We start from the raw sequence: 26,233 nt of genomic DNA on the forward strand, positions 1-26,233 counted from the left end.
CTAACTCTCCACACGGCATCAACCCCGCCGATCCGCTGCCACCTGGTCGATAAACATCTGCGCCAGTACCGCGATCGCCGAATTGCCTGGCAATTTCTCTTCATTAATGCGCAGCATCAGTGAGGTTGAGCGTCGCCGACCCTGTAGCAGCGGGAGCGGGCGCAGTTTGCCGCTCTCCAGCTAGGCGGCAATGTTCTTCTCCGGCAACCAGCCATAGCCAAGCTGATGCTGCACCGCCTCAATGGCTGCCGACAGGGTAGTGAACGACCAGTTCTCCGCCTGCTCGCCACTGACTTCTGACTGCTGCTGTTGCTGGCGATCGAGAATGGTAATGCAGGGCCAGCGCGCCAGAGTGGCGGCACTGAGCGGTGCTGGCTCGCTGTGCAGGGGGTGGTCGCGATGAGCGACCGCGATAAAGTCGACGCTCATCAGGCTTTCGCCGGTTAACGATTCGTCGCCACTGCGTGCCACCAGCCAGAGATCGGCCTGCTGTTCCGCCAGCCTGAGCGGCGTTTCGCTGCGGACGATTTCACTGAACCAGACGCGGACGTGCGGATAACGCTGCTGAAACTGGTGCAACACCGTAAACAGCAGCGGCTTGGGTGCGATGGCATCGACCATCAGGTCGATACGAGAAGGTTCACCGCGCTGTAATGCGGCAGCCTGTGCTTCCAGGCTGTTAAAACCGGTCAGCAGCGGCCGCGCCTGCGCCAGTAGCTGCTCGCCCTCCGCCGTCAGAACTGCCCGTCGTCCTGCCTGTTGCAATAGCGCGATGCCCAGCCGCTGCTGCAACAGGCCAATCTGGTAACTGACTGAGGACTGGCTGCGATTATTTTTCTCAGCCGCCAGCGCAAAACTGCCTTCGTTAACCACGGAGTCGAGAAGAAACCACTGTTCGAGCGTCGTCTTGTGCATAATAATCTATCTAAAATTTGAATGGATTGGCGCTAAAAATAGCGTTATTAATCACTTTTGTAACGCGCGATAATCTCCTCAAGGCAAATAAATGAGGAAATCATCATGAGCACTTTTGATAAAAACAACCTGTCTGGTCTGGTCGGCAAACATCTGGTTTATACCTATGACAACGGCTGGAACTACGAGCTCTATATAAAAAATGCTAACACCGTTGATTACCGTATTCACAGCGGAATGGTGGGTAACCGCTGGGTGAAAAACCAGCACGCTTATATCGTTCGTCTGGCACAGGATGTCTATAAAGTCTCCTGGACCGAGCCGACCGGCACCGATGTCAGCCTGGCCGTTAACCTGACCGATAAAATTTTCCACGGCACCATCTTCTTCCCTCGCTGGGTGATGAATAATCCGGAAAAAACGGTCTGCTTCCAGAACGAACATCTGGAAGAGATGGCAAAATACCGCGAGGCAGGTCCGGCTTATCCGACTGAAGTGATTGATGAGTTCGCTACGCTGACTTTTATCCGCGATGCAGGCGAAAACAACGACAGCGTGATTGACTGTCCGGCCAGTGAACTGCCCGCTGATTTTCCTGCCAGCCTGAAAAACTAACCTCGTTCAGAAGAGCCCATCCCGGGCTCTTCTGCTGCGGGTAACAGCAGCAACCTTCTGCTGTCTGCAGCGGGACATCACCCAATCCTGCTCACATCTCGCCAAAAATTATCTTCAGGCCGGGGTTCTATTCCTGGCCGTTATACATTTCAGAGAAATCATAGCGGGCTAAATCCTGACCGGCAGGTCAACGCGGGGTGACCTTTTCCAGCGGCGCGATGGTGCGCTTCCCGGGCCGGTTTGCTGTCCGGAGAAGCGATGGCTGGCGGCAGTAAACCGGCAGAAAGGGTTATGCTTTTAATGTTGTATTTTTGTAAACAGATTAACAAACACCCGAAATCCTGCTATTCTGCCCTCCGCGAAACCGGGCACCTCAACCTGGACATCACAAGGCAAGGTTGTTCTCCATAAGTGAGCAAGGTGGTCGGAAAGCCCTACATAATGAGAGCGAGGATAACGTCGTGCTAGAAGAATACCGTAAGCACGTTGCCGAGCGTGCCGCAGAAGGGATCGTACCTAAGCCTTTAGATGCTTCCCAAATGGCCGCGCTGGTTGAACTGCTAAAAAATCCACCTGCGGGTGAAGAAGAATTTCTGACCGATCTGTTGGTCAACCGTGTTCCACCCGGCGTCGATGAAGCGGCGTACGTTAAAGCGGGTTTCCTGGCCGCTGTCGCCAAAGGCGAAGCCACCTCTCCTCTGATCTCTCCTGAAAAAGCGGTTGAACTGCTTGGCACCATGCAGGGCGGTTATAATATTCATCCGCTGATCGAGGCGCTGGAAGACCACAAACTGGCACCGATCGCGGCCAAAGCCCTCTCACACACGCTGCTGATGTTTGATAGCTTCTATGACGTGGAAGAGAAAGCCAAAGCGGGCAATGAATACGCGAAGCAGGTGATGCAGTCGTGGGCCGATGCGGAATGGTATCTGTCACGGCCAGAACTGGCAGAAAAGATTACCGTCACCGTGTTCAAAGTCACCGGCGAAACCAACACCGACGACCTCTCTCCGGCGCCGGATGCCTGGTCACGTCCTGACATCCCACTGCACGCGTTAGCGATGCTGAAAAATGCCCGTGAAGGCATTGAGCCGGATGAGCCAGGCAACGTTGGCCCAATTAAACAGATCCAGGCGCTGCAGGCCAAAGGCTTCCCGCTGGCGTATGTGGGTGACGTAGTCGGTACCGGTTCCTCACGTAAATCCGCCACCAACTCGGTGCTGTGGTTTATGGGCGACGACATCCCGAACGTGCCGAACAAAAAAGGCGGCGGCGTGGTGCTGGGCAGCAAAATTGCCCCGATCTTCTTCAACACCATGGAAGATGCCGGCGCACTGCCGATCGAAGTGGATGTGAACAACCTGAACATGGGCGATGTCATCGACATCTATCCCTTCAAAGGTGAAGTGCGCAACCATCAGACCAACGAACTGCTGGCCAGCTTCGAACTGAAAACTGAAGTGCTGATTGATGAAGTACGCGCCGGTGGCCGTATTCCGCTGATCATCGGTCGTGGCCTGACCACCAAAGCGCGTGAGTCGCTGGGTCTGCCGCACAGCACCGTATTCCGTCAGGCGAAAGATGTTGCGGAGAGCACCCGCGGTTTCTCGCTGGCACAGAAGATGGTCGGCCGCGCCTGTGGCGTCGAGGGTGTCCGTCCGGGCGCCTATTGCGAACCAAAAATGACCTCAGTGGGATCGCAGGATACCACCGGTCCGATGACCCGTGATGAGCTGAAAGATCTGGCGTGCCTCGGTTTCTCGACCGATCTGGTGATGCAGTCATTCTGTCACACCGCAGCTTATCCTAAGCCGGTGGATGTGAACACGCACCATACGCTGCCAGACTTCATCATGAACCGTGGCGGTGTGTCGCTGCGTCCGGGTGACGGCATCATTCACAGCTGGCTGAACCGTATGCTGCTGCCGGATACCGTCGGTACCGGTGGTGACTCCCATACCCGTTTCCCGATCGGTATCTCCTTCCCGGCGGGTTCTGGCCTGGTGGCGTTTGCCGCCGCGACCGGCGTGATGCCGCTCGACATGCCGGAATCGGTACTGGTGCGCTTTAAAGGCAAAATGGAGCCAGGCATTACGCTGCGCGATCTGGTTCATGCCATCCCGCTGTATGCCATCAAACAGGGTCTGCTGACCGTTGAGAAGAAAGGTAAGAAAAACATCTTCTCTGGCCGCATCCTGGAGATTGAAGGTCTGCCGGATCTGAAAGTCGAGCAGGCGTTTGAGCTGTCAGATGCGTCAGCGGAACGTTCAGCGGCGGGCTGTACCATCAAGCTGGATAAAGACCCGATTATTGAATACCTGAACTCCAACATCGTGCTGCTGAAGTGGATGATTGCTGAAGGCTATGGCGATCGTCGTACGCTGGAACGTCGTGTTGAAGGGATGGAGAAATGGCTGGCGGATCCACAGTTGCTGGAAGCGGATGCGGATGCGGAATATGCCGCGGTGATTGAGATCGATCTGGCGGATATTAAAGAGCCGATCCTCTGCGCACCTAACGATCCTGATGATGCCCGTCTGCTCTCTGATGTGCAGGGTGAGAAGATCGATGAAGTCTTCATCGGCTCGTGCATGACTAACATCGGTCACTTCCGTGCAGCCGGTAAGCTACTGGATAGCCATAAAGGCCAGTTACCGACCCGTCTGTGGGTGGCTCCGCCAACCAAGATGGATGCGGCGCAACTGACCGAAGAAGGTTACTACAGCGTATTCGGTAAGAGCGGGGCGCGTATCGAGATCCCAGGCTGTTCACTCTGCATGGGTAACCAGGCACGCGTGGCGGACGGTGCGACGGTGGTCTCCACCTCAACCCGTAACTTCCCGAACCGTCTGGGTACCGGCGCGAACGTCTACCTGGCATCAGCCGAGCTGGCGGCAGTGGCCTCACTGTTAGGTCGCCTGCCAACGCCGGATGAGTATCAGCAATTTATGGCGCAGGTGGATAAAACTGCCAGCGACACCTATCGCTATCTCAACTTTGACCAGCTGGCGCAGTACACCGACAAAGCTGACGGCGTGATTTTCCAGACTGCAGTCTGATTCACTGACCGGTAGCCATAAAAAGGGGCGATGATTCGCCCCTTTTTTTCGTCTGTGCGACGGCAACCGGCGCGATGAAAAGCTGGATTTCGCCGGACAGCCTGCAATAATGCGCCACTTGTCACACTTTGCCGTTGAGGCAGCGCTGACACTGATAACGTGACGCGATGATGTAGAGAGGAACGGGCGATGGAATATGAATTTTTACGCGATGTGACCGGCCAGATTAAGGTGCGCATGTCGATGGATCACGAAGCGGTCGGTCACTGGTTCAATGAAGAGGTCAGAGACGATCCTGGCCTGCTGGATGAAGTCGAGGCCGCCATCGAAGATGTGAAAGGCAGCGTGCGGCAATGGCAGCGTGTCGGCAGCGAGTACACCATCCTGCTGGATGAGGAAGAGGTGATGATCCGCGCCAACCTGCTGGCACTGGAAGATGACGGCATGGAAGAGGGGATGAACTACTACGACGAAGAGAGCCTCTCATTCTGCGGCATTGAAGATTTCCTGCTGGTGATCGCCGCCTATCGCCAGTTCGTGAATCAGTACGGTAATAAAAGCCGGGCATAACTTTTCGGCCTGTTAACCCCGCTCCCTTTAAGTGCACCTGCTTATTTTCGCCGGGTGCGCTTCATGCTGATTCGGTTTTCATTACCCCCATTCCTGTCTCTCTGTCTCTTCTTACCCGCTCTGTTGAGGATCGCCGGGTCTGGCTCCAGGTTGTAACCTGCATGACCAGATGAGCGAAATTAATCAGTTTGATTATTATTTATCTGCGACCGACCTCACATTTGTTTTTATTTGATCTATTACAATCATTTTGACTATTTAAAATCATTCTGGGTGTAATATGAAACTAAAGGCGGCAATAGAAAAAGTCCCGGGAGGGATGATGGTCATCCCGCTGGTTATCGGTGCGTTGATAAACACCTTTTATCCTGCAGCGCTGAATATTGGCGGTTTCACGACTGCATTGTTTAAAAATGGCGCAGCGACATTGATTGGCGCATTTTTGTTGTGCATGGGTGCAGGCATCAGTTTTAAAGCTGCGCCTCATGCGCTGTTACAGGGTGGAACCATAACGCTGACTAAATTGCTGGTTGCGGTTGCACTGGGTCTGGGGGTCGAACATCTGTTCGGGGCTGAGGGCATTTTTGGCCTGACCGGCGTCGCCATTATTGCAGCAATGAGTAACTCTAACGGAGGCTTGTATGCTGCGCTGGTAGGCCAGTTTGGCAATGAGCGGGATGTCGGTGCTATCTCCGTATTATCGCTGAACGATGGACCCTTCTTTACTCTGATCGCATTGGGGGCGGCCGGTATGGCCAATATTCCGCTGATGGCTCTGGTCGCCGTGCTGGTGCCATTACTGGTCGGTATGCTACTCGGAAACCTTGATCAGAATATGCGTGAATTTCTCACTAAAGGCGGCCCGCTTTTGATCCCTTTCTTCGCTTTTGCCTTAGGGGCTGGCATCAATCTGGAAATGCTTCTTCAGGGCGGACTGGCTGGCATTCTTTTAGGGTTCATCACGACCTTTGTGGGCGGATTTTTTAATATTCGGGCCGATCGCCTGGTGGGTGGCTCTGGCATTGCGGGTGCAGCAGCCTCCAGCACAGCGGGTAATGCCGTGGCGACACCGCTGGCCATAGCCCAGGCTGATCCTTCGATGGCAGCGGTTGCAGCGGCGGCAGCCCCCCTGATTGCGGCTTCGGTTATCACCACGGCGATCCTGACCCCTGTCCTCAGTTCATGGGTCGCCAGACGCATCTCTGCGAAAGCGGCCAGAGAGGAGAATGCTGCATGAAAATGGTCGTCATTGCCGATGATTTTACTGGCGCAAATGATACCGGGGTGCAACTGGCTAAAAAAGGCGCACGGATCGATGTGCTGCTTAGCGACCAGCACAAACCTGCGCGGGGTTGTGATGTGCTGGTCATCAACACAGAGAGCCGGGCATTGACACCTGATGATGCCCGGCAAAAGGTGTTGACCGCATTACATCCTTTTTGCGGCAACGCTGATCAGCCTGTTGTGTATAAAAAAATTGACTCAACGTTTCGTGGCAACGTCGGCGCAGAGATCGAGGCTGCGATGCAGGCCAGTGGTGCGCAGCTTGCCCTTGTGGCGGCGGCTATTCCGGCTGCGGGACGAACAACGTTTCAGGGACAATGCCGGGTCTTCGATGTACCGCTGGCTGAAACGGAATATGCCAGCGATCCGAAAACGCCGATCCTCTCTTCACATATCCGGACGCTTATTGAGGCGCAGACCCGGATACCTGTTTATGAATTGGATTTGGCGGTTGTGCGCAGTGGCAAACTTGTCGAAAGGCTGGCGGCGCTGGGTCATCAGGAACGCGGTATCGTCGTTATTGATGCAGTGCAGGAAAGTGACCTGGCTTTGTTAGCTCAGTCTCTTCCCCACCTCACTACATCATTACTGCTAGTCGGTGCCGCAGGGTTTGCTAATGCGTTGCCCGCTGAAAGTTACCTTAGCGACAGGCAGCGGCTGCCTGTCCTGGTGGTTGCCGGCTCAATGAGCGAAGTGACCCGGCAACAGATTACTTTTGCACAACAGGAAGATCTGCTGGGTATTGTGGATATCGACGTCGAAGTCATGTTGCTGGAAGACGCCACTCACGCTTGCCAGCTGATTGCCGGACGCGCTATCGCCATGCTGAAAACCCGCCGTCACTGCGCATTGCGTACCTGCCGTGATAGTGATGAACGACGCCGTATTGAGCAACTTTGCGAGACGATGCAGCTCAGCCGCCAGCAACTGGGGGATCGTATCAGCCAGGCGCTGGGCGAAATAACGCTGCGTATTATCACGCATACGCAGATTGGCGGTCTGTTTCTGACGGGCGGCGATATCGCTATTGCTGTCGCCCGCGCATTGGGGGCTGAAGGCTATCGTATCAATGCGGAAGTGGCTCCCTGCATACCCTGCGGCACCTTTATTAATAGTGAAATTGACGACTTGCCGGTAATCACCAAAGCGGGCGGTTTTGGCTGTCAAACCACGCTGCGTGATGCACTTTATTTTATCGAGGAGATGTACAGTGGGAAGTAAAATCGTTGCAGTCACCATGGGCGATCCGGCAGGGATCGGTCCTGAAATTATCCTTAAGTCCCTGGCCGGTGGCGAGCTGTCTGGCGCGAAGGTCGTGGTGATTGGTTGTCTGCTCACGCTAAAGCGCATCCAGGCTTTAGCGATTACACCTCCCTCAGAACTACACCTGATTAACAGGGTTTCGGAGGCACGCTTTATGCCAGGGGTAATCAATGTTATTGATGAGCCGTTAAAAGATCCCGCATCGCTAGCACCAGGGAAAGTGCAGGCTCAGGCTGGGGATCTGGCATACCGTTGCGTAAAGCGTGCAGCCGAACTTGCGCTGGCGGGCGAAGTACAAGCCATTGCCACCGCTCCGTTGAATAAAGAGGCGCTGCATGCGGCGGGCCATCTTTATCCGGGTCACACAGAGTTACTGGCAAAACTGACTAACAGTCGTGATTACGCATGGTGCTCTATACCGATAAGCTGAAAGTCATTCACGTCACCACCCATATTGCGCTGCGGAAATTCCTCGATACCCTGAACCAGTCACGCATCGGGACGGTGATCGGGATGGCGGATACCTTCCTGCGTCGGGTCGGCTATACTCAGCCGCGCATTGCGGTGGCGGGCGTTAATCCGCACGCCGGTGAAAACGGGCTGTTTGGCGATGAAGAGATCACCACGGTCGCGCCGGCCATTGCGGCGATGAAGGCGCAGGGCATTGCGGTATCGGGCCCCTGTCCACCGGATACGGTATTCCTTCAGTGTCAGGAAGGGCAGTACGATATGGTGGTGGCGATGTACCACGATCAGGGACATATTCCGCTTAAACTGCTGGGATTCTACGACGGGGTTAATATCACCGCGGGCCTGCCGTTTATCCGCACCTCGGCGGACCACGGCACCGCGTTTGATATCGCCTGGACAGGTAAAGCGAAGTCTGAGAGCATGACAATCTCTATCAAACTCGCGATGCAGCTCGCATAGGGAAATATGAAGGGACAGAGCCGTCTTGACCAGATTATGGATTACCTGAAAAGCCATAATCTGGTGACTGTTGAGCAGCTGGTCAGTGCCATCTCCGCCTCACCGGCCACCATTCGACGTGATTTAATTAAGCTGGATAAAGAAGGGGTAATCAGCCGCAGTCATGGTGACGTCACCCTCAACCGCTTTATTCCCACGCAACCGACTACGCTGGAGAAAATGCAGCGTAATCTGGCCGAAAAGCAGGCGATTGCCACCTGTGCTGCCCGTTTTGTTCAGGCGGGCGATTCGGTGGTGCTGGATGCCGGTACTACCATGCTGGAGCTGGCACGGCAACTGACTCATCTGCCGCTGCGGGTGATCACCGCCGATCTGCACATTGCGCTGTTTTTGTCGGAATTCAGGCAGATCGAGGTGACGATTATCGGTGGCCGCATTGATGATTCCAGCCAGTCCTGTATTGGCGAACATGGTCGTCGGCTATTGCGCAGCATCAATCCGGATATCGCCTTTGTCAGCTGTAATTCGTGGAGCCTGGAGCGCGGTATTACCACGCCGACGGAGGAAAAAGCCGGACTGAAACACGATCTGCTGGCCAATGCTTCCCGTCGCATATTGCTGGCAGACAGCAGCAAATATGGTTCCTGGTCGCTGTTTTGCGCCGCGCCGCTGGAAAGCCTGACCGATGTGGTGACCGACGAACGACTGGAAGAGGTTGTGCGGCAGGGACTGCGTGAGCGGGGGATTAGCCTGTTGCTGACGGCATAACCGTCGCAAAGTGGGATCAATGAGGCAGGGCGGCCAGCAGCGGCGCGTGTCGGAACAGCGCGCCGCCCGGCATGATTACAGCGTCTTCAGTCCCACTGAGGGGATATTTCTGCCGTAATAAATTTCACGCATCTCTTTCCACAGCAGGTCGGTGATTCGCTTGTGTTCCTGCGGGCTGAGATCTTCAGGCTGGGTGTTGAACAGGTAGTGCTTAAGATCGAATTCTTTCAGCAACATCTTGGTATGGAAGATGTTTTCCTGATAAACGTTCACATCCACCATGTCATACATCGCTTTCATATCATCTGACATGAAGTTCTGGATCGAATTAATTTCATGATCGATAAAGTGCTTCATCCCTTTCACGTCACGGGTAAACCCGCGTACCCGGTAATCGACCGTCACAATGTCAGATTCCAGCTGGTGAATCAGGTAATTCAGCGCTTTCAGCGGTGAAATCACGCCGCAGGTAGAGACTTCGATATCGGCGCGGAAGGTACAAAGTCCGCCTTCCGGATGACTTTCCGGATAGGTGTGTACGCAGATATGGCTCTTATCCAGATGGGCCACCACCGAATTCGGCAACGGGCCAGGGTGTTCCGAGTTATCGATATCTTTCGGATCGATCGGTTCTTCGCTGACCAGAATAGTGACGCTGGCGCCCTGCGGCTCATAATCCTGGCGCGCAATGTTCAGCACGTTGGCACCAATGATCGAGCAGGTCTCGGTCAGAATTTCGGTCAGACGGTTAGCGTTATATTGCTCATCAATGTAGGCAATATAACCATCGCGTTCAGCTTCAGTATTCGCATAGCAAATATCGTAAATACAAAAACTCAGGCTCTTAGTCAGGTTGTTGAAGCCATGTAGTTTTAGCTTTTGCAATTTTATTCACCCCCTTAGAAATGTGCCATCAGCGCGTGGCAGATAACGCATTCAACAGATATTGCGGCAGGGCAAAACTGCCGGTATGGATTGCCGGTGTGTAGTAACGGCAGGTCAGGCCAGCGGCCTCAAAACGCGCCTGCAGGGTAGCGCTATCGAGCTGGCGCAGCGCCGGGTTGTCACTCGCCCAGGCAAAGGTCATGATGCCGCCATAGTAGGTTGGAATCGCCGCCTGATAGAAGCTGACATCGGCAAAATAGTGACCCAGTTTGCGATGGCTGTTGACCGCTTCGTCCTGTTGCAGGAAGCAGACACCATTCTGCGCCACAAAGATGCCATTTTCATTAAGGGCCGCTTTGCAGCCGGCATAAAATTCTGAGGTAAACAGACTTTCACCGGGACCGATGGGGTCGGTGCAGTCAGAGATGATGACATCAAATTTTTCGGTGGTCTGATTGACGAAGTTAACGCCGTCGTCGATCACCAGGGTAAAGCGCGGATCGTCATAGGCACCGGCGCTGTGGTTCGGCAGGTACTGGCGACAGAAGGTGACTACACCTGCATCAATCTCCACCATAGTGATCTTTTCGATCTGTGGATGACGCGACACTTCACGCAGCATAGCGCCATCACCACCGCCAATGATCAGCACGCTTTTCGCCGCACCGTGCGCCAGCAGAGGAACGTGGGTCATCATTTCATGATAGATAAATTCGTCGCGCTCGGTGGTCTGTACCACGCCGTCCAGCGCCATGACGCGACCCATCGCGGCATTTTCGAAAATGATTAAATCCTGATGCGCAGTTTTCTCACGATAGAGCTGTTTATCGATGGTGAAATACTGACCAAAACCGGCATGAAGGGTTTCATACCACATTTCATTTTGGGCCATGGTGGGGCTCTCCTCTGATGACATCGCCATGAAAATGGGCGGCACATGATAGCTAACTCTGACCGTGGTTGCACGGTCAAATGTCCAGCAGAAGAGAGAGGGGGATTAGCGGACGTAAGCCAGCAGGCTCAGCGAATCGCGCGCCAGCGACTTACATTTTTTATCGTTGGTGATGGCGATGCCGCTCAGGTCACGATAGCTCTCTTCGCCCAGCGCTTTCATGTTGTAATTGCTGTAGTTGCTTAAATCCCAGCGGTTCTGCTGAGCAAAAAACACCAGTGCCTTACGGATCTGCGCATCCGGCAGATCCTGATAGCCGCAATCATTCTTCAGATAGACGAACACCGCCGTCAGATCGGCCAGATCTTCTGCTTCGGATTCGCTCAGAGCAAAACTGGTGGAGGAGAAGCCAAGGAGTCCCGTCAGCAGCAGGATCTTAAAGCTTTGCTTCATAATCGTTCTCTTCAATGGATATTGTTAATGACGTTAGCACAGTTGCTATCAGGTTTTCGATTAATTTGCCGCACCGTGCGGCTCTCCGCCTTTTTTCGGCTGATTCCGGAGGGTAATGCTTGACCTTCCCATAAGGTCAGGGTTTAGGCTGTCTGCTCTCATGCAACAAGGATGATTACCATGCAACGTCGCCAATTCCTGAAACTCTCGGCTGCCCTGAGTGCGGCCGGGGCGCTACCGCTCTGGAGCCGCTCGCTGATGGCCGCCAGCCGGCCGCTGTTACCGATTCCGTCACTGCTGATGCCGGATGCCAGAGGCCAGTACACCCTGACCGCCATGCAGGGCACCACGGAGTGGAACGGTAAGGCAGTGCCCACCTGGGGCTATAACGGCAACTTACTCGGCCCCGCTATCAGGCTGCAAAGTGGCAAGCCCGCCACGGTGAACATTCATAACCGGCTCAGCGAGGCGACCACACTGCACTGGCATGGGCTGGAAATCCCGGGCGCCGTCGATGGTGGCCCGCAGGCCAGCATCGCGCCTGGCGGCTCGCGGCAGGTCTCTTTCACCCCCGATCAACCGGCCGCGACCTGCTGGTATCATCCGCATCTGCATGGGAAAACCGGGCATCAGGTGGCGCAGGGACTGGCCGGGCTGATCCTGCTGGAAGATGACGAGATGGGTAAATTGCGGCTGCCGACCCAATGGGGCGTGGATGACGTGCCGCTGATCTTTCAGGATAAACAGCTGACCAAAGATGGCAGCCAGATTGATTACCAGCTGGATGTGATGCGCGCGGCGGTTGGCTGGTTTGGCGACATGATGCTGACCAATGGCGTGCAGTACCCGCAACATGCGGTGCCGCGCGGCTGGCTGCGGGTGCGGTTGCTGAATGGCTGCAATGCCCGTTCGCTGCATGTTGCCGCCAGTGACCAGCGACCGCTCTATGTCATCGCCAGCGACGGCGGACTGCTGGCCGAGCCGGTGAAGCTGGCGTCATTGCCGATGCTGCCAGGCGAACGTTTTGAAGTGATGATCGATACCTCGGATGGCAAAGCCTTTGATCTGGTGACGCTGCCGGTCGGGCAGATGGGCATGACACTGGCACCGTTCGACCAGCCGCTGCCGCTGGTGCAGATTTTGCCGCTGCGGGTGATGGCCAGCGCCACGCTGCCGGATCAGCTGGCAACACTGCCGCCAGTGCCGAAAACCGATGGGCTGAACACGCGCTGGCTGCAGCTGATGATGGATCCACAACTGGATCAGCTGGGGATGCAGGCGCTGATGCAGCGCTACGGTGACAAGGCGATGGGCAAGGGCGGCCACCACGGCATGTCAATGACGCACGATAAACCGGCTACCGATCACGACCAGCCGATGGATCACAGTATGCACGGCATGGCGCAACCGGCCGGCTATGATTTCCGTAACGGCAATAAGATCAACGGTCAGGCGTTTAATATGACGAAACCGTCCTTTGCGGTGAAGCTGGGCGAGTTCGAGAAATGGACCATTTCCGGCGAGGGTGACGCGATGCTGCATCCGTTCCACATTCACGGCACCCAGTTCCGTATTCTGTCAGAGAACGGCAAGCCACCGGCACCGCATCGTCAGGGCTGGAAAGATATGGTGAACGTCGACGGCTGGCGCAGCGAAGTACTGGTTCGCTTTAATTACGTCGCCACCGCCGAACACGCTTACATGGCCCACTGTCATCTGCTGGAGCACGAGGATACCGGCATGATGCTCGGGTTCACCGTCAGCTGAAATCAGGCCTGATCCAGCGCCAGCCGGATATCTTCAATCAGGTCGCCTGCATTCTCAATGCCGATCGACAGGCGGACTGTGGCGTCAGTGATTCCGCTACGCTGGCGCACCGCCTGCGGCACGCCGGAGTGGGTGGTACTGCCGGGATGGCTGGCGAGCGACTCGGTGCCGCCGAGGCTGACCGCCTGCTTAAACAGCGCCAGCGCATTGAGGAAACGAAACGCGGCGGGCTGACCCCCGACAATATCAAATGAGAAGGTCGAACCGGCCCCGCTGCACTGCTCGCGGTAGGTTTTGCCTTCGGCACTCTCCGCATCCAGATAGGGCAGCCAGTGCAGCTTCGCCACTTTCGGATGATCGCGCAGGAAGGCAGCTACCGCCTCGGCATTGTGAAATGCCTTCTCCATGCGCAGCGACAGCGTTTCCAGCGAACGGCTGAGCATCCAGCTGGAATGCGGATCGAGCTGGGTGCCGATAGCGCTGCGCAGCGCGCGGACCTGCGCCATTAACTTCTTACTGCCCATCGCCGCCCCGGCAATCAGGTCGGAATGACCGCCCACATATTTGGTCAGCGAGTAGAGCGACAGATCGGCACCCAGCGTCAGCGGCTGCTGAAACAGCGGGCCGAGCAGGGTGTTGTCGCAGGCGATAATCGGCCGTGAGCCCTGCTGCTGGTCAATCTCATCGGCGATACGTGCCATCAGACGGATGTTCACCAGGCTGTTGGTCGGATTGGCTGGCGTCTCGATCAGGATAATCGCGATCCGACCCAGCGCCATCGCCTGCTGTGCCGCTTCACGAACCCGGTTCTCGTCATTACCGTCGCTAAAGCCGACCGCCTTAATGTCCAGATTGTGCATCGTCTTGCTGAGCAGGGTTTCGGTGCCGCCATACAGCGGCTGCGAATGCAGGATCACCTCACCCGGTCGGGCAAAGGTCAGCAGCGCCGTGGCGATCGCCGCCATGCCGGAAGAGAACAGCGAACAGCTCTCCGCCTGCTCATAGACCGCCAGCCGATCCTCAACGATTTCGCTGTTGGGATGGTTAAAGCGCGAATAGACCAGCCCGCCGGTTTTCCCTTCGGGCGGTTCACGCCGGCCTGATACGTAATCGAAGAAATCCCGTCCCTCTTCGGCACTGTCGAAAACAAAGGTTGAGGTCAGGAACACCGGTGGCTTGACCGCACCTTCAGAAAGACGGGGATCGTAGCCGTAATTGAGCATCTGGGTTTCAGGATGCAGCGGACGGTCGCCGATGTGGGTTTTCTTGCTTGATGACGTCATTGTGATCTCCGGCCTGCGGCACGAGTGGAGTAATGATATGTTGGATAAAGGCTACCATGCAGCGAATCATGCTGGTAAATGCCAGAAAGTTCTAAGGTAATACGCATTACAACTACCCCGCGCCGGGCGGCAATAATTTTCGCGACGGTATCGTTTGCTTCGCGCCGATCGCAGCCGCCACGCGAATGACTATGATAGACTTCGTGGCTTTTCTGACGTAACCAGGCTGAAAGCAATGAAACACACTGTTGAAGTGATGATCCCTGAACAGGCAATCGCCGCGCGCATCGCTGAACTGGGCAAAGAGATTAATGACCACTACCGTGACAGCGGCAGTGACATGGTGCTGGTGGGGCTGCTGCGTGGTTCCTTTATGTTTATGGCCGACCTCTGCCGCGCCATTGACGTTCCGCATGAAGTCGATTTTATGACCGCCTCCAGTTACGGCAGCGGCATGTCCAGCAGCCGCGATGTGAAAATCCTGAAAGATCTGGATGAAGATATTCGTGGCAAAGATGTGTTAATCGTCGAAGATATCATCGACTCCGGTAACACTCTGAGCAAAGTACGTGAAATTCTGCAGCTGCGTCAGCCGAAGTCGCTGGCAATCTGTACCCTGCTGGATAAGCCGGAACGCCGTGAAGTGGAGGTCAACGTAGAGTACGTCGGCTTTGCGATTCCGGATGAATTCGTGGTCGGATTCGGTATCGATTATGCGCAGCACTATCGCCATCTGCCCTACATCGGCAAAGTGGTGCCGATCGAATCCTGAGTTGCGCACACCGCACCGCACATTCTTCCAAGGCCAGCAGCATCTGCTTCGTGTAGGCTGTGTCGCGCCTGATGCCACTTATTTGTCGCTATTCAGCAGATTAGCGATGCCGTGACGGTAGCGTTGTTCAAGAATTTCACGGCTGTTTGCCGTAACATCAAGGTTACGCAGGCAGCGTCATGAATGCCGTAAACCCAGCCATGCAGTGAGACATTTTGCCCGCGTTTCCAGGCAGATTGCAGCACGGTTGAGTGTCCCAGGTTATAGACTTGTTCAACGACGTTGATTTCGCACAGTTTATCCAGACGTTTATCCGGCGGGAGTTCCCCCAGCAACACGCTATGCTTGTACCAGAGGTCGCGGATATGCAGCAGCCAGTTGTCGATTAACCCCAGTTCCGGGTTATCCATCGCCGCCTGCACGCCGCCGCAGCCGTAGTGACCGCACACGATGACGTGTTCAACTTCCAGCACTTCGATGGCGTACTGCACCACGGAAAGACAGTTGAGATCGGTGTGAATCACCAGATTGGCAACGTTGCGGTGGACAAAGAGTTCACCCGGTTCCAGTCCGGTCAGACGTTCGGCGGGGACGCGGCTGTCAGAACAGCCAATCCACAGGAAGCGCGGTTTTTGTGCCTGGGCGAGCCGCTCAAAAAAGCCGGGATCTTCTTCGACCAGTAATGTAGACCATTCACGGTTATTACTGATCAGGGTATCGATATCTGTCATGGCGTTGAGCGACCGGTTACTGCGCAGAGTGCGTGCGCGTACTATAGGCGAAGGCTTCACAAATTTAAACGGCATCAGATTGCCATCAATACAGGGTATGGATTCGGAATGACATATGCACTGGAACTTTCCCGGCTGACCAAGACCTATCCCGGCGGCGTGCAGGCGCTGAAGGGTATCGATCTTAATGTTGAGGCCGGTGATTTTTATGCACTGCTGGGACCGAACGGCGCCGGTAAATCGACCACCATCGGCATTATCAGCTCACTGGTGAACAAATCTGACGGCAGCGTCCGGGTGTTTGGCTACGATCTGGAAAAAGATGTGGTCAACGCCAAACGTCAGCTTGGCCTGGTGCCGCAGGAATTTAACTTCAACCCGTTTGAGACGGTAATGCAAATCGTCGTCAACCAGGCGGGTTATTACGGTGTTGAACGTCGCGAAGCCAATGAGCGGGCAGAAAAATATCTGAAACAGCTCGATCTGTGGGGCAAGCGCAGCGAACGTGCGCGGATGCTCTCCGGCGGCATGAAGCGCCGTCTGATGATCGCCCGGGCACTGATGCATGAACCTAAGCTGCTGATTCTCGATGAACCGACCGCCGGCGTCGATATCGAACTGCGCCGCTCAATGTGGGTGTTCCTGAAAGAGCTCAACGCCAAAGGCACCACCATTATTCTCACCACCCACTATCTGGAAGAGGCTGAGATGCTGTGCCGTAATATCGGCATTATTCAGAGCGGTGAACTGGTCGAGAACACCTCGATGAAAGAGCTGCTCTCCAAACTCAAATCGGAAACCTTCATTCTTGATCTGGCGCCGCGCAGCCCATTACCGACGCTGGAGGGGTTTCAGTACCGTCTGGTAGATACCTCCACGCTGGAAGTAGAAGTGTTGCGCGAGCAGGGCCTGAACAGCGTGTTCAGCCAGCTGAGTGCGCAGGGCGTGCAGGTGCTGAGTATGCGTAACAAAGCCAACCGTCTGGAAGAGTTGTTCGTCGGCCTGACGCAGGGAAAAACAGGAGCAAAAGCATGACACATTTGTACTGGGTGGCGCTGAAGAGCATCTGGGCCAAAGAGATTAACCGTTTCGCCCGCATCTGGATCCAGACGCTGGTGCCGCCGGTGATCACCATGACGCTTTACTTCATCATCTTCGGTAACCTGATCGGTTCCCGGATTGGTGAGATGCACGGTTTCAGCTATATGCAGTTTATCGTGCCGGGTCTGATCATGATGGCGGTGATCACCAACGCCTATGCCAACGTGGCCTCGTCGTTCTTCAGCGCCAAGTTTCAGCGCAATATTGAAGAGCTGCTGGTGGCGCCGGTGCCGACCCACATCATCATTGCCGGTTACGTGGGCGGCGGCGTGGCACGTGGTGTCTGCGTCGGCATTCTGGTCACCGCCATTTCGCTGTTCTTTGTGCCGTTTCATGTCCACTCCTGGACGATGGTGGCGGTGACGCTGCTGCTGACCGCCGTGCTGTTTTCGCTGGCCGGTCTGTTGAATGCGGTGTTTGCCCGAACCTTTGATGATATCAGCCTGATCCCGACGTTTGTGCTGACGCCCTTAACCTACCTCGGTGGGGTGTTCTATTCCCTGACGCTGCTGCCCCCTTTCTGGCAGGCCGTTTCAAAACTGAATCCGATCGTTTATATGATCAGCGGTTTCCGTTTCGGCTTCCTCGGCATTAACGACGTGCCGCTGGTATTTACGCTGTCGGTATTGATTGCCTTTATCGTGGTGTTCTATGGCCTGGTTTACACCCTGATTCAGCGCGGGCGCGGATTACGTACCTGATCAATAAAATAAGATAAAGCCACGCGGTGATAACAGCGTGGCTTTTTTTTGTCCGCCTGGAAATCATCCGCCTTAATCTGGTTGATAGTATTAAGTTTAACGTTTTAATAACATCATAAATTTCCCCTTCATTATTAGCTTTCCGCTGCGGCAGAACTGATTCCGACTACTGGCTGATAACCCTGAGTATTATCTGATAATAATTTCTTCTTTACTTATATCGCCATGATTTAAAAAGCTAAAATTTTTTTAGGAATTGGACTAAATGCTGGCTGTTGTTTATTTGTACAATAGTTATCAGAATATCGCCAGATTAACGTTATTCCTCTGCTCACGGACAGAAAGTGGGAATGTTGAGTATTCAATAAGAAAATGGCCTGCAATCAGGGCCACTATTAAATACAAGGCAGGAAAAGATGAATCGTATTACGTGGATCGATAATCTGCGGGGATTGAGTATCCTCGCCATCATTTTTTTGCATAGCACCATCGCCGTGCATAATAATGCCGGACACTTTACCGCCTTCAGTAGCCTGTTAAATGAAATGCTTGCACCCATTCGACTAGGACTGATGTTTTTCGTCTCAGGCTTATTTGTTGATGCGGGCCTCAGAAAAGGGCTGGGTCCTTTTTTTAATAATAAGATTCACAGTATTCTTTATCCGTTCGTGGTCTGGGTGATTATTTATGGCGGGTTAAAGATCGTCTTCAGTTCAATGGCCAATACCCCGCAGTCACCGCTGAACATTATTCTTTCCCACCTGACGGGCGGGGGAGATATGACCTGGTTCCTGCAGTCGCTGTTTATTTTCTTCGTAGTGATTATTTTTGCCCGTCACCTGCCGTTCCTGCTGGTTTTCGTGGTCTGCATGGGGCTGAGCTGGGCGTTACCGGCGATCGATCCTGACAGCGTCTTTGCCAGCTTTGATAATACCCACGTCAATAAGACATTTTATTTGTTCGTCTTCTTCTATCTGGGTGATTACGTCGTCAGAAAACAGGTTGATATCGCTGATAAGGTGCAGCATGGTCCGACGCTCATTCTTTCACTGCTGAGCTTTGTGCTGCTCTCCTGCTTAAATATCTTTGTGCTGGAGAGCAACTTACCGGCGTTACTGTCGCCGCTGGCGCTGTTATCGGTGCCGTTTTTTGTCTGGATTGCGCTGAAGTTAAAGTCGGGGCTGGTCTATTATATCGGGGTCAATTCCATTGTCTTTTACCTGTCGCACTATCTGGCGATTCAGTTCTTCAGCAAGATGGTGAAGTTTGAAAGCCCGTCAGCCTGGGTCAACGATCTGAAATTTATATCGGCTTTCCTGGTGGCGCTGGCGCTGCCGTGGACGCTGTGCCTGCTCAGAAAACGTGGCTGGTTCAACTTCCTGTTTACCCTGAAAAAACCCTCTAAACCGCTCGCCACTAAACCGGTTTAACGCCGCGGATGAAATGAAAAAAGGGGCGCCGATGGTCGATCGGCGCCCCTTTTTCGATCAGGCAACCTGAACCGGGACGGCTTTAGCCAGCCGCTTCATCTGGTTATCGCCTTCAAAATAGGCCACTTTAGGCTGCCACTGGCGCGCTTCCGCCTCTTCCACCTGTACGTAAGAACAGATGATCAGAATGTCGCCTTCACAGGCGCAACGTGCCGCTGCCCCGTTGACCGAAATGATTTTTGAACCCCGTTCAGCGGCGATGGCGTAGGTAGAAAAGCGCTGGCCGTTGGTGACGTTATAAATATCAATCGCTTCATATTGCAGAATGCCGGACGCATCGAGAAAGTCCTGATCGATGGCACAGGAACCTTCATAGTTGAGGTCCGCCTGTGTCACCTTCACGCGGTGCAATTTGCCTTGTAGAACGGTACGGATCATAGCCAGAAACCTTGTCAGACGAGGAATAAAATGACCTGCAGCTTACTGCGTCAGGTCCACAGTTTGATTATCGATTAAACGGGCATTACCCAGCCAGGCCGCCATCAGCACCACGGCGCGCTGGCTGTCAACCGTCAGCGGTTGCAGTGTTTCCGCATCGCAGATGGCCAGGCCATCCGGGCGCAATCCCCGCTCCAGCAGCGTCTGATTCGCCTGCTCAATAATCTCTTCAATGTGGCGTTCGCCATTCGCCAGCCGCGCCGCCATCTGATGCATAACCTGACTGAGCGCCGGTGCCAGCTTGCGCTCGTCAGTGGTTAAGTAGCCATTGCGCGAACTCAGCGCCAGCCCATCTTTGGCGCGCACCGTTGGCACGCCGACAATTTCAATGTCGAAGCCCATATCCGCCACCATCTTGCGAATGATAGCCAGTTGCTGAAAATCCTTTTCACCGAAACAGGCAATGTCCGGCTGCACCAGGTTAAACAGCTTGCTGACAATGGTCGCCACGCCGCGAAAATGGCCGGGACGTGTCTCGCCCTCCAGCAACGAAGAGAGCACCGGGACTTCCACAAAAGTCTGATTCTTCAGGCCGTGCGGGTAAACTTCAGCCGGCGACGGGGCAAACACCACATCAACCTGATGACGGTTCAGTTTTTCGCAATCTTCCTGCAGGGTACGCGGATAGCGTGCCAGATCGTCGGGACGATCAAACTGCATCGGGTTGACGAAGATCGAAACAATCACGATATCGCCGCGCGCACGCGCTTCATCTACCAGCGTTAAATGGCCTTCGTGCAGGTTGCCCATCGTCGGCACCAGCGCGATACGCTTAGCTTGCTGCCGCCAGCGACGCACTTCCCGGCGCAGCATGGGTAGCGTTTCAATGATCAACACGGTTACTCTCCTGAATTACTGAAAGCTGTGCTCTGCCGCCGGATAGCGTCCGGCTTCGACGTCGGCGATATAGTGGCGAATCGCGGCACGGATATCCCCGGTCGCGGCCAGAAAGTTTTTAGCAAATTTAGGAATGTGGCCACCGGTCACGCCCAGCGCATCGTGCATCACCAGGATCTGCCCATCGGTGACGTTACCGGCACCAATGCCGATCACCGGAATAGAGAGCGCAGCGGTCACGCGCTGAGCCAGGGAAACCGGTACGCACTCCAGCACCATCAGCTGCGCACCGGCCGCTTCCAGCGCCAGCGCATCTTTCACCAGCTGTTCTGCGCCCGCTTCATCACGGCCCTGCACCTTATAACCGCCAAAGATATTGACCGACTGCGGCGTCAGGCCGAGGTGGCCGCAAACCGGCACGGCCCGCTCGGTCAGCATCCGCACCGTCTCTGCCAGCCAGCTTCCGCCTTCCAGCTTCACCATGTTGGCACCGGCACGCATCAGCTGAGCGGCGTTGTCGAAGGTTTGCTGTGGCGTGGCATAACTCATGAACGGCAAATCGGCGAGCAGCAGCGCCAGGGGCGCACCGCGCCGCACAGCGGCCGTGTGGTAGGTGATATCGCTGACCGTGACCGGCAGGGTGGAATCGTGGCCCTGTACCGTCATGCCAAGGGAATCACCAACCAGCATTACCTGGATGCCTTCATCGGCAAACAGGCGGGCAAAACTGAAATCGTAGGCGGTCAGCGTGGCGAATTTTTTGCCGTCGGCTTTCCACTGACGCAGATGTGACATTGTGGTGGGTTTCATGGCGACCTCTACTCAGAAATCCTGATGGGCGCAGTTTACTGGATAGCGTTCAGGAGCGGAATCGAAGATGTGAGATTGTGTGCTCAGGCGCGCCAGAGGTGGATATCACGACTATCGAGCGTCGCAAGAATGGCGCTCAGCGCCCGGCCATCCGGCAGCGTGGCCTCAGGGGCGATTGCCAGCAGCGGCACCAGCATAAAGGCGCGGTTCAGCAGGTCATAATGCGGCACGATCAGCCGATCGCTGTTAATCACCGCCTCGCCAAACAGCATCACATCGATATCCAGCGTGCGGGGGCCCCAGCGTTCCGCCTTGCGGACCCGGCCATGTTCGCGTTCAATCCGCTGGGTATGATCCAGCAACGCTTCCGCACTCAGTGAGGTCTCCAGCGCCACGGCGGCGTTGAGGAAATCAGGCTGATCGGGTGGGCCATAGGGCGGCGTGCGGTAAAATGGGGAGGTGGCGATGCGTTGCGTGTACGGCAACGCATCCAGTGCGTTCAGCGCTGCATCAACCTGATGCAGCGGATCGGCAAGATTACTGCCTAACGCGAGGTAGACCCGGGTCATGAGGCGTTTTGATTGTCGCGGCGCGGTGCTGAAGGACGACGACGTGGACGGCGCGATTTATGACGCGGTGCCGGATCGTCGCCCAGGTTGTTGAGCATGTTTTTCTGATGGGGCGGTGCCGCCACCTGAAACTCTCCCCACCACTGGCTCAGGCGCAGCAGTTCCGGGTTGTTTTCCACTTCCGCGCGCAGGGCCAGCAGGTCATAAGCGGCACGGAACTTAGGATGCTCCATTAGCTTCCAGGCGCGTTTACCGTGGCGACGTGACATGCGTAACTGCAGCAGCCAGATATCACGAATCAGCGAGGTAATACGTTTCGGAATCGCCAGCGCGCGGCAGGCTTCATCCAGCGTATCGTTCATCGCCATCGCAAAGGCTTCGAAATAGGTCAGACCGCTCTCCTGCGCAATGCGCTCTGCGGTTTCGAGCTGCGGATACCAGAACATGGCGGCAAACAGGAAGGCCGGATTGACGCGCATATCATTATGGATGCGGTTATCGGTGTTTTTCAGCACCTGAGCCAGCATCTTCTCCATCAGGCTGTCGCTCTGCTCGGTAAAGTTGCGCGCCAGCGTCGGGAACAGCGGCTGGAACAGCTGATATTCACACAGCTTGAGGTAGGTACTGTAACCGTAGCCAGCCTGCAGCAGCTTCAGCGACTCTTCGAACAGGCGCGCGGGCGGAATATCACGCAGCAGTGATGCCAGACGCGGGATCGGCTCGGCCGTTTCCGGCGCAATGCTCATATTGAGCTTGGCGGCAAAGCGCGCCACGCGCAGCATACGCACCGGATCTTCGCGATAGCGGGTTTCCGGATCGCCAATCAGGCGAATGATGCCCTGTTGCAGGTCGTGCAGGCCGCCGACGTAGTCGCGGACGCTGAAATCGGCGACGCTGTAATAAAGACTGTTGATGGTGAGATCGCGGCGCTGGGCATCATCTTCGATGGTACCGAAGATATTATCGCGCAGCAGCATGCCGCTCTGGGCGCGCTGCGAATTGTTGCGATCGTCCTCGCTCTCTTCCATTTGATGGTGTCCGCGGAAGGTCGCAACTTCGATCACTTCCGGACCAAACATCACGTGCGCCAGACGAAAACGGCGGCCGACCAGGCGACAGTTGCGGAACAGCTTGCGCATCTGCTCTGGCGTGGCGTTAGTGGTGACATCGAAATCCTTGGGTTTTTGCCCCAGCAGCAAATCGCGCACGCCACCGCCTACCAGATAGGCTTCATAACCGGCTTTATTCAGGCGATAGAGCACTTTGAGGGCATTTTCGCTGATGTCTTTGCGTGAGATGGTGTGGCTTTCACGAGGAATGATGGTCATAAGACGCTCTGGTTCAACCTCTGCAGGGGCTTCCTCTTCATCACGCTTCAGGACTTTCCGGCAAAAATTAGCTACTCGGGTAAAAATGGGACACCTCGACAGTGGCGTAAAAGGGTGTAGGTAAAATCAGCGGCTAATCATAGCCTGTTGAGAACGATTTGAGAATGCTGTTGTCTCTGCATCCGGTTTCAGGGCGTTGTCATGGGGCATCAAAGCGATATTCCACTGCGACACCGCCTCAGACAGCAGTTTGTCCTGCGTTAAGTCCTGCCAGCCGCTGGAAACCGGCTGGCCGAGGAAGCGTAACGCTGCGACTAACAGCGGTCGCGCATCGCCATCAGGCAAGGACGGCGCATGATTTTGCTTCGATAACTTATTGCCATCGTGATTCAGCGCCAGCGGCAGATGCAGATATTCGGGCTGCGGCCAGCCAAACTGCTGGTAGAGCGCAATCTGCCGTACCGTGGGCTCAATCAGGTCCGCGCCGCGCACCACTTCAGTAACGCCCTGGAAATGATCGTCAACCACCACCGCCAGGTTGTAGGCAAACAGCCCATCGCGGCGGTGAATGATAAAATCTTCCTCTGCCAGTCGCCGATCCACCTGCACGCTGCCGCGTAAGCGATCGTCAAACGCCAGTACCGGGTTGTGCTGCCGCAGGCGAAGCGCCGCATTCTCCGGCCCGCGCTGCCGATCACGGCAGTAGCCATCATAGAAGCCGCCAATCTGCTGAATGCGGCGACGGGTGCAGGTACAGAAATAACTCTGGCGGTGCTGCTGTAGCCAGGCCAGCGCCTCGCGGTAGGCATCGTGGCGCTGTGACTGCCAGAGCACCTCTCCATCCCAGTTTAAACCGTAGTGCTCCAGCTGATGCAGGATGCGGGTTGCTGCGCCCGGTACTTCACGCGGCGGATCGATATCTTCTATCCGCACCCGCCAGAGACCCTGCTGCGCACGCGCACTCAGGTAGCTGCCTAATGCAGCAATCAGCGAGCCAAAGTGAAGTTCACCAGACGGGGAAGGGGCGAAGCGGCCGATACAGGAGGAGGTCATAGGCTGTAAACGTGACCACGCAGCGGAAAAACCGGTGGTTGTTCCACTGCGTGGCAACGTGCTGGACGCGGCATTAGCCGGCCATTTGTTTCTCACGAATTTCTGCTAACGTCTTACAGTCGATGCAAAGATCGGCAGTAGGACGCGCTTCGAGACGACGAATACCAATCTCAACGCCACAGGAATCGCAATAACCGAAGTCGTCATCTTCGACTTTCTTCAGCGTCTTTTCGATCTTTTTAATCAGTTTACGTTCGCGATCGCGGTTACGCAGCTCCAGGCTGAACTCCTCTTCCTGCGCGGCACGGTCAACCGGGTCGGGGAAGTTAGCAGCTTCATCCTGCATATGCGATACGGTACGATCGACCTCGTCCCGCAATTGATTACGCCAGGCTTCCAGAATCTTGCGAAAATGGGTCAGCTGCGCGTCGTTCATATACTCTTCGCCCGGCTTCTCCTGATAAGGCTCCACCCCAGCGATGGCGAGAATACTCAGGGACGATGTTTTACGGTTTTGCCCTTCTTGCATGTTGTTTCTCCTGGATAACACGCACTATACCCTTCGACTTTCGTCTTGCAGGTGCGTTGCTGCTAGCCTGCTGTTTGACATCTACGGGGTACATCGATCCCACATTGGGGAAAAAAACAGGCCGCTATAAATAACAGAAGCCGTCAGGGTTGGCAATTATTCGTGAACACACCTTGACAAGCCTGTGAGGAACAGCGTAATTGGGCCTTAGCTCAGAACAGTCTTACCACATAAAATTGCAAAAGATATTACAAGGTTACGTTCAGCGGCGTTTTAAGAAACATGCCCGCTGCGGATAAGTCCGCCCGATACGCTAAAACCTCGACGCCCTCCCGCTGCGCCTGGACCAGTTGCTCTGCGTAAGCCACGTCAATGTGACGCGCCGGGGAAACGTCCTCAATCCCCGAGTGCAGAACGGCAAACAACAAAACGGCCCGATGACCTGCCCCGGCAACCATCGCCAGCTCACGCAGGTGTTTCTGTCCCCGAACCGTCACCGCATCCGGAAAATAACCTTTTCCTTCATGTAAAAGGGTTACGGATTTCACCTCAATATAGCAGTTGCGTCGGTCCTGCGCCTTGAGCAGAAAATCAATTCTGCTTTTTTCACTGCCATATCTCACTTCAGCCTGCCGCTGCGAATAACCGGTGAGTTCGGGCAGCTGTTGCTGATCGAGCGCTTCAGCCACCAGCTGGTTGGCGCGCAGGGTGTTGACGCAGATCCAGTGGCCCTGTTGCGTCCCGGTCAGCTCCCAGCTGTGCGGATATTTTCGCGTCACGCTGTCTGAGGTGGAGTACCAGACCCGATCGCCAGGCGTGGCACAGCCGGTCATGGCACCGGTATTGGCGCAGTGGATCGTCATGATTTCACCCTCTGGCGTCTCAACATCGGCCAGAAAACGTTTGTAACGGGCGATCAGGCGGGCAGGTTTGAGCGGGGGAGAGAAGTACATAAGGTTCCTGATTAAGGCTGTAACGGCCAGCTGGCCAGCGCACGATAGCGGGTCCGGCCCTGCGCGTAGTCGGAGGCGAACAGCGAAAACTGGCTGACGCGGAAGCGCCAGTGAAAACCGCATGGCGGCAGGGCCACCGGCTGGGTTGCATGGCGCAACAGGGTTATGTGCGGATGAAAGGGCTGCGGGCTCTGGTGACAGCCGTGCCGGGCGGCCTGCGCCCGTAACAGGCTGGCC

24 protein-coding genes and 3 pseudogenes are annotated in these 26,233 nt (G+C 55.4%); 12 read left to right on the forward strand and 15 right to left on the reverse strand.

All coding sequences use genetic code 11. The features are described 5' to 3' along the window. Positions 1–18: 18 nt before the first annotated feature. Positions 19–915: pseudogene (locus HA41_RS01595) on the reverse strand (LysR family transcriptional regulator). A 102-nt stretch (positions 916–1,017) separates the two neighbouring features. Between HA41_RS01595 and HA41_RS01600 the strand changes: the two are divergent. From HA41_RS01600 to HA41_RS01630, 7 genes and pseudogenes are all read left to right on the forward strand, one after another. Then, positions 1,018–1,530: a phenolic acid decarboxylase gene (locus HA41_RS01600; RefSeq protein ID WP_162287199.1), complete on the forward strand. Its 513-nt coding sequence runs from the start codon at positions 1,018–1,020 to the stop codon at positions 1,528–1,530. 461 nt (positions 1,531–1,991) lie between these two features. Next, positions 1,992–4,589 (forward strand): bifunctional aconitate hydratase 2/2-methylisocitrate dehydratase, encoded by a 2,598-nt coding sequence (gene acnB / locus HA41_RS01605; RefSeq protein ID WP_143807223.1) that lies wholly within the window; start codon positions 1,992–1,994, stop codon positions 4,587–4,589. A gap of 189 nt (positions 4,590–4,778) precedes the next feature. Continuing rightward, positions 4,779–5,159, forward strand: a complete 381-nt coding sequence (gene yacL, locus HA41_RS01610; RefSeq protein ID WP_094119289.1) for a protein YacL — start codon at positions 4,779–4,781, stop codon at positions 5,157–5,159. 280 nt (positions 5,160–5,439) lie between these two features. Then, entirely contained in the window at positions 5,440–6,396 is a 957-nt protein-coding gene (locus tag HA41_RS01615) for a 2-keto-3-deoxygluconate permease 1 (protein ID WP_094119290.1), read from the forward strand. Continuing rightward, positions 6,393–7,664: a D-threonate kinase gene (gene dtnK, locus HA41_RS01620; protein ID WP_094119291.1), complete on the forward strand. Its 1,272-nt coding sequence runs from the start codon at positions 6,393–6,395 to the stop codon at positions 7,662–7,664. Before HA41_RS01615 ends, dtnK begins: the two co-directional genes overlap by 4 nt. Then, positions 7,624–8,636: pseudogene (locus HA41_RS01625) on the forward strand (D-threonate 4-phosphate dehydrogenase). Before dtnK ends, HA41_RS01625 begins: the two are co-directional and overlap by 41 nt. Before the next feature lie 6 nt (positions 8,637–8,642). Continuing rightward, entirely contained in the window at positions 8,643–9,404 is a 762-nt protein-coding gene (locus tag HA41_RS01630) for a DeoR/GlpR family DNA-binding transcription regulator (RefSeq protein WP_094119292.1), read from the forward strand. 75 nt (positions 9,405–9,479) lie between these two features. On the opposite strand, the gene speD is transcribed toward HA41_RS01630, so the two are convergent. From speD to HA41_RS01645, 3 genes are all read right to left on the reverse strand, one after another. Beyond that, complete coding sequence (gene speD, locus HA41_RS01635) at positions 9,480–10,289, reverse strand: adenosylmethionine decarboxylase (RefSeq protein WP_094119293.1); 810 nt, start codon at positions 10,287–10,289, stop codon at positions 9,480–9,482. Between the two features lie 28 nt (positions 10,290–10,317). Further along, positions 10,318–11,181 carry a polyamine aminopropyltransferase gene (gene speE / locus HA41_RS01640; RefSeq protein ID WP_094119294.1) on the reverse strand — a complete coding sequence of 288 codons (864 nt, stop codon included), beginning with the start codon at positions 11,179–11,181 and terminating at the stop codon, positions 10,318–10,320. Positions 11,182–11,286: 105 nt separating this feature from the next. Continuing rightward, entirely contained in the window at positions 11,287–11,634 is a 348-nt protein-coding gene (locus HA41_RS01645) for a YacC family pilotin-like protein (RefSeq protein WP_094119295.1), read from the reverse strand. Positions 11,635–11,814: 180 nt separating this feature from the next. On the opposite strand from HA41_RS01645, the gene cueO reads away from it, so the two are divergent. Next, complete coding sequence (gene cueO / locus HA41_RS01650) at positions 11,815–13,401, forward strand: multicopper oxidase CueO (RefSeq protein ID WP_094119296.1); 1,587 nt, start codon at positions 11,815–11,817, stop codon at positions 13,399–13,401. A 2-nt stretch (positions 13,402–13,403) separates the two neighbouring features. On the opposite strand, the gene HA41_RS01655 is transcribed toward cueO, so the two are convergent. After that, a complete protein-coding gene (locus HA41_RS01655; RefSeq protein WP_094119297.1) occupies positions 13,404–14,684 on the reverse strand; it encodes a cystathionine gamma-synthase family protein in 1,281 nt (426 codons plus the stop codon). A 235-nt stretch (positions 14,685–14,919) separates the two neighbouring features. Between HA41_RS01655 and hpt the strand changes: the two genes are divergently transcribed. Then, positions 14,920–15,456 carry a hypoxanthine phosphoribosyltransferase gene (gene hpt, locus HA41_RS01660; RefSeq protein ID WP_046289198.1) on the forward strand — a complete coding sequence of 179 codons (537 nt, stop codon included), beginning with the start codon at positions 14,920–14,922 and terminating at the stop codon, positions 15,454–15,456. Positions 15,457–15,534: 78 nt separating this feature from the next. On the opposite strand, the pseudogene can reads toward hpt, so the two are convergent. Then, a pseudogene (gene can / locus HA41_RS01665) lies at positions 15,535–16,187 on the reverse strand (carbonate dehydratase). Positions 16,188–16,295: 108 nt separating this feature from the next. Between can and HA41_RS01670 the strand changes: the two are divergent. The 3 genes from HA41_RS01670 to HA41_RS01680 all read left to right on the forward strand — a co-directional run bounded on the left by HA41_RS01670 (position 16,296) and on the right by HA41_RS01680 (position 19,419). Then, positions 16,296–17,222, forward strand: a complete 927-nt coding sequence (locus HA41_RS01670; protein WP_094119298.1) for an ABC transporter ATP-binding protein — start codon at positions 16,296–16,298, stop codon at positions 17,220–17,222. Beyond that, entirely contained in the window at positions 17,219–17,989 is a 771-nt protein-coding gene (locus HA41_RS01675) for an ABC transporter permease (protein WP_089561393.1), read from the forward strand. The genes HA41_RS01670 and HA41_RS01675 overlap by 4 nt, the downstream gene beginning before the upstream one ends. A gap of 416 nt (positions 17,990–18,405) precedes the next feature. Continuing rightward, a complete protein-coding gene (locus HA41_RS01680; RefSeq protein WP_094119299.1) occupies positions 18,406–19,419 on the forward strand; it encodes an acyltransferase family protein in 1,014 nt (337 codons plus the stop codon). Between the two features lie 57 nt (positions 19,420–19,476). Here HA41_RS01680 and panD read toward each other — a convergent pair whose 3' ends face one another. From panD to HA41_RS01725, 9 genes are all read right to left on the reverse strand, one after another. Beyond that, complete coding sequence (gene panD, locus HA41_RS01685; protein WP_094119300.1) at positions 19,477–19,857, reverse strand: aspartate 1-decarboxylase; 381 nt, start codon at positions 19,855–19,857, stop codon at positions 19,477–19,479. A 42-nt stretch (positions 19,858–19,899) separates the two neighbouring features. Continuing rightward, positions 19,900–20,754 carry a pantoate--beta-alanine ligase gene (panC, locus tag HA41_RS01690; RefSeq protein ID WP_094119301.1) on the reverse strand — a complete coding sequence of 285 codons (855 nt, stop codon included), beginning with the start codon at positions 20,752–20,754 and terminating at the stop codon, positions 19,900–19,902. 15 nt (positions 20,755–20,769) lie between these two features. Next, a complete protein-coding gene (gene panB / locus HA41_RS01695) occupies positions 20,770–21,564 on the reverse strand; it encodes a 3-methyl-2-oxobutanoate hydroxymethyltransferase (RefSeq protein WP_094119302.1) in 795 nt (264 codons plus the stop codon). 83 nt (positions 21,565–21,647) lie between these two features. Then, positions 21,648–22,133, reverse strand: coding sequence for a 2-amino-4-hydroxy-6-hydroxymethyldihydropteridine diphosphokinase (gene folK / locus HA41_RS01700; RefSeq protein WP_094119303.1), 486 nt, complete (start codon positions 22,131–22,133; stop codon positions 21,648–21,650). Then, positions 22,130–23,548, reverse strand: coding sequence for a polynucleotide adenylyltransferase PcnB (pcnB, locus tag HA41_RS01705; protein WP_208612732.1), 1,419 nt, complete (start codon positions 23,546–23,548; stop codon positions 22,130–22,132). Before pcnB ends, folK begins: the two co-directional genes overlap by 4 nt. Positions 23,549–23,587: 39 nt before the next feature. Next, positions 23,588–24,514 (reverse strand): tRNA glutamyl-Q(34) synthetase GluQRS, encoded by a 927-nt coding sequence (gluQRS, locus tag HA41_RS01710; RefSeq protein ID WP_094119305.1) that lies wholly within the window; start codon positions 24,512–24,514, stop codon positions 23,588–23,590. 73 nt (positions 24,515–24,587) lie between these two features. Further along, positions 24,588–25,043, reverse strand: coding sequence for an RNA polymerase-binding protein DksA (dksA, locus tag HA41_RS01715; RefSeq protein ID WP_031375735.1), 456 nt, complete (start codon positions 25,041–25,043; stop codon positions 24,588–24,590). 248 nt (positions 25,044–25,291) lie between these two features. Next, positions 25,292–25,996: a DNA/RNA nuclease SfsA gene (gene sfsA / locus HA41_RS01720; protein ID WP_094119306.1), complete on the reverse strand. Its 705-nt coding sequence runs from the start codon at positions 25,994–25,996 to the stop codon at positions 25,292–25,294. Between the two features lie 11 nt (positions 25,997–26,007). Then, positions 26,008–26,233 (reverse strand): 2'-5' RNA ligase family protein (locus tag HA41_RS01725; RefSeq protein WP_279627054.1); only part of this gene is annotated, 226 nt, incomplete at its 5' end.

The sequence above is a fragment of the Pantoea conspicua genome (genome assembly GCF_002095315.1).
Lineage (GTDB): Bacteria > Pseudomonadota > Gammaproteobacteria > Enterobacterales > Enterobacteriaceae > Pantoea > Pantoea conspicua.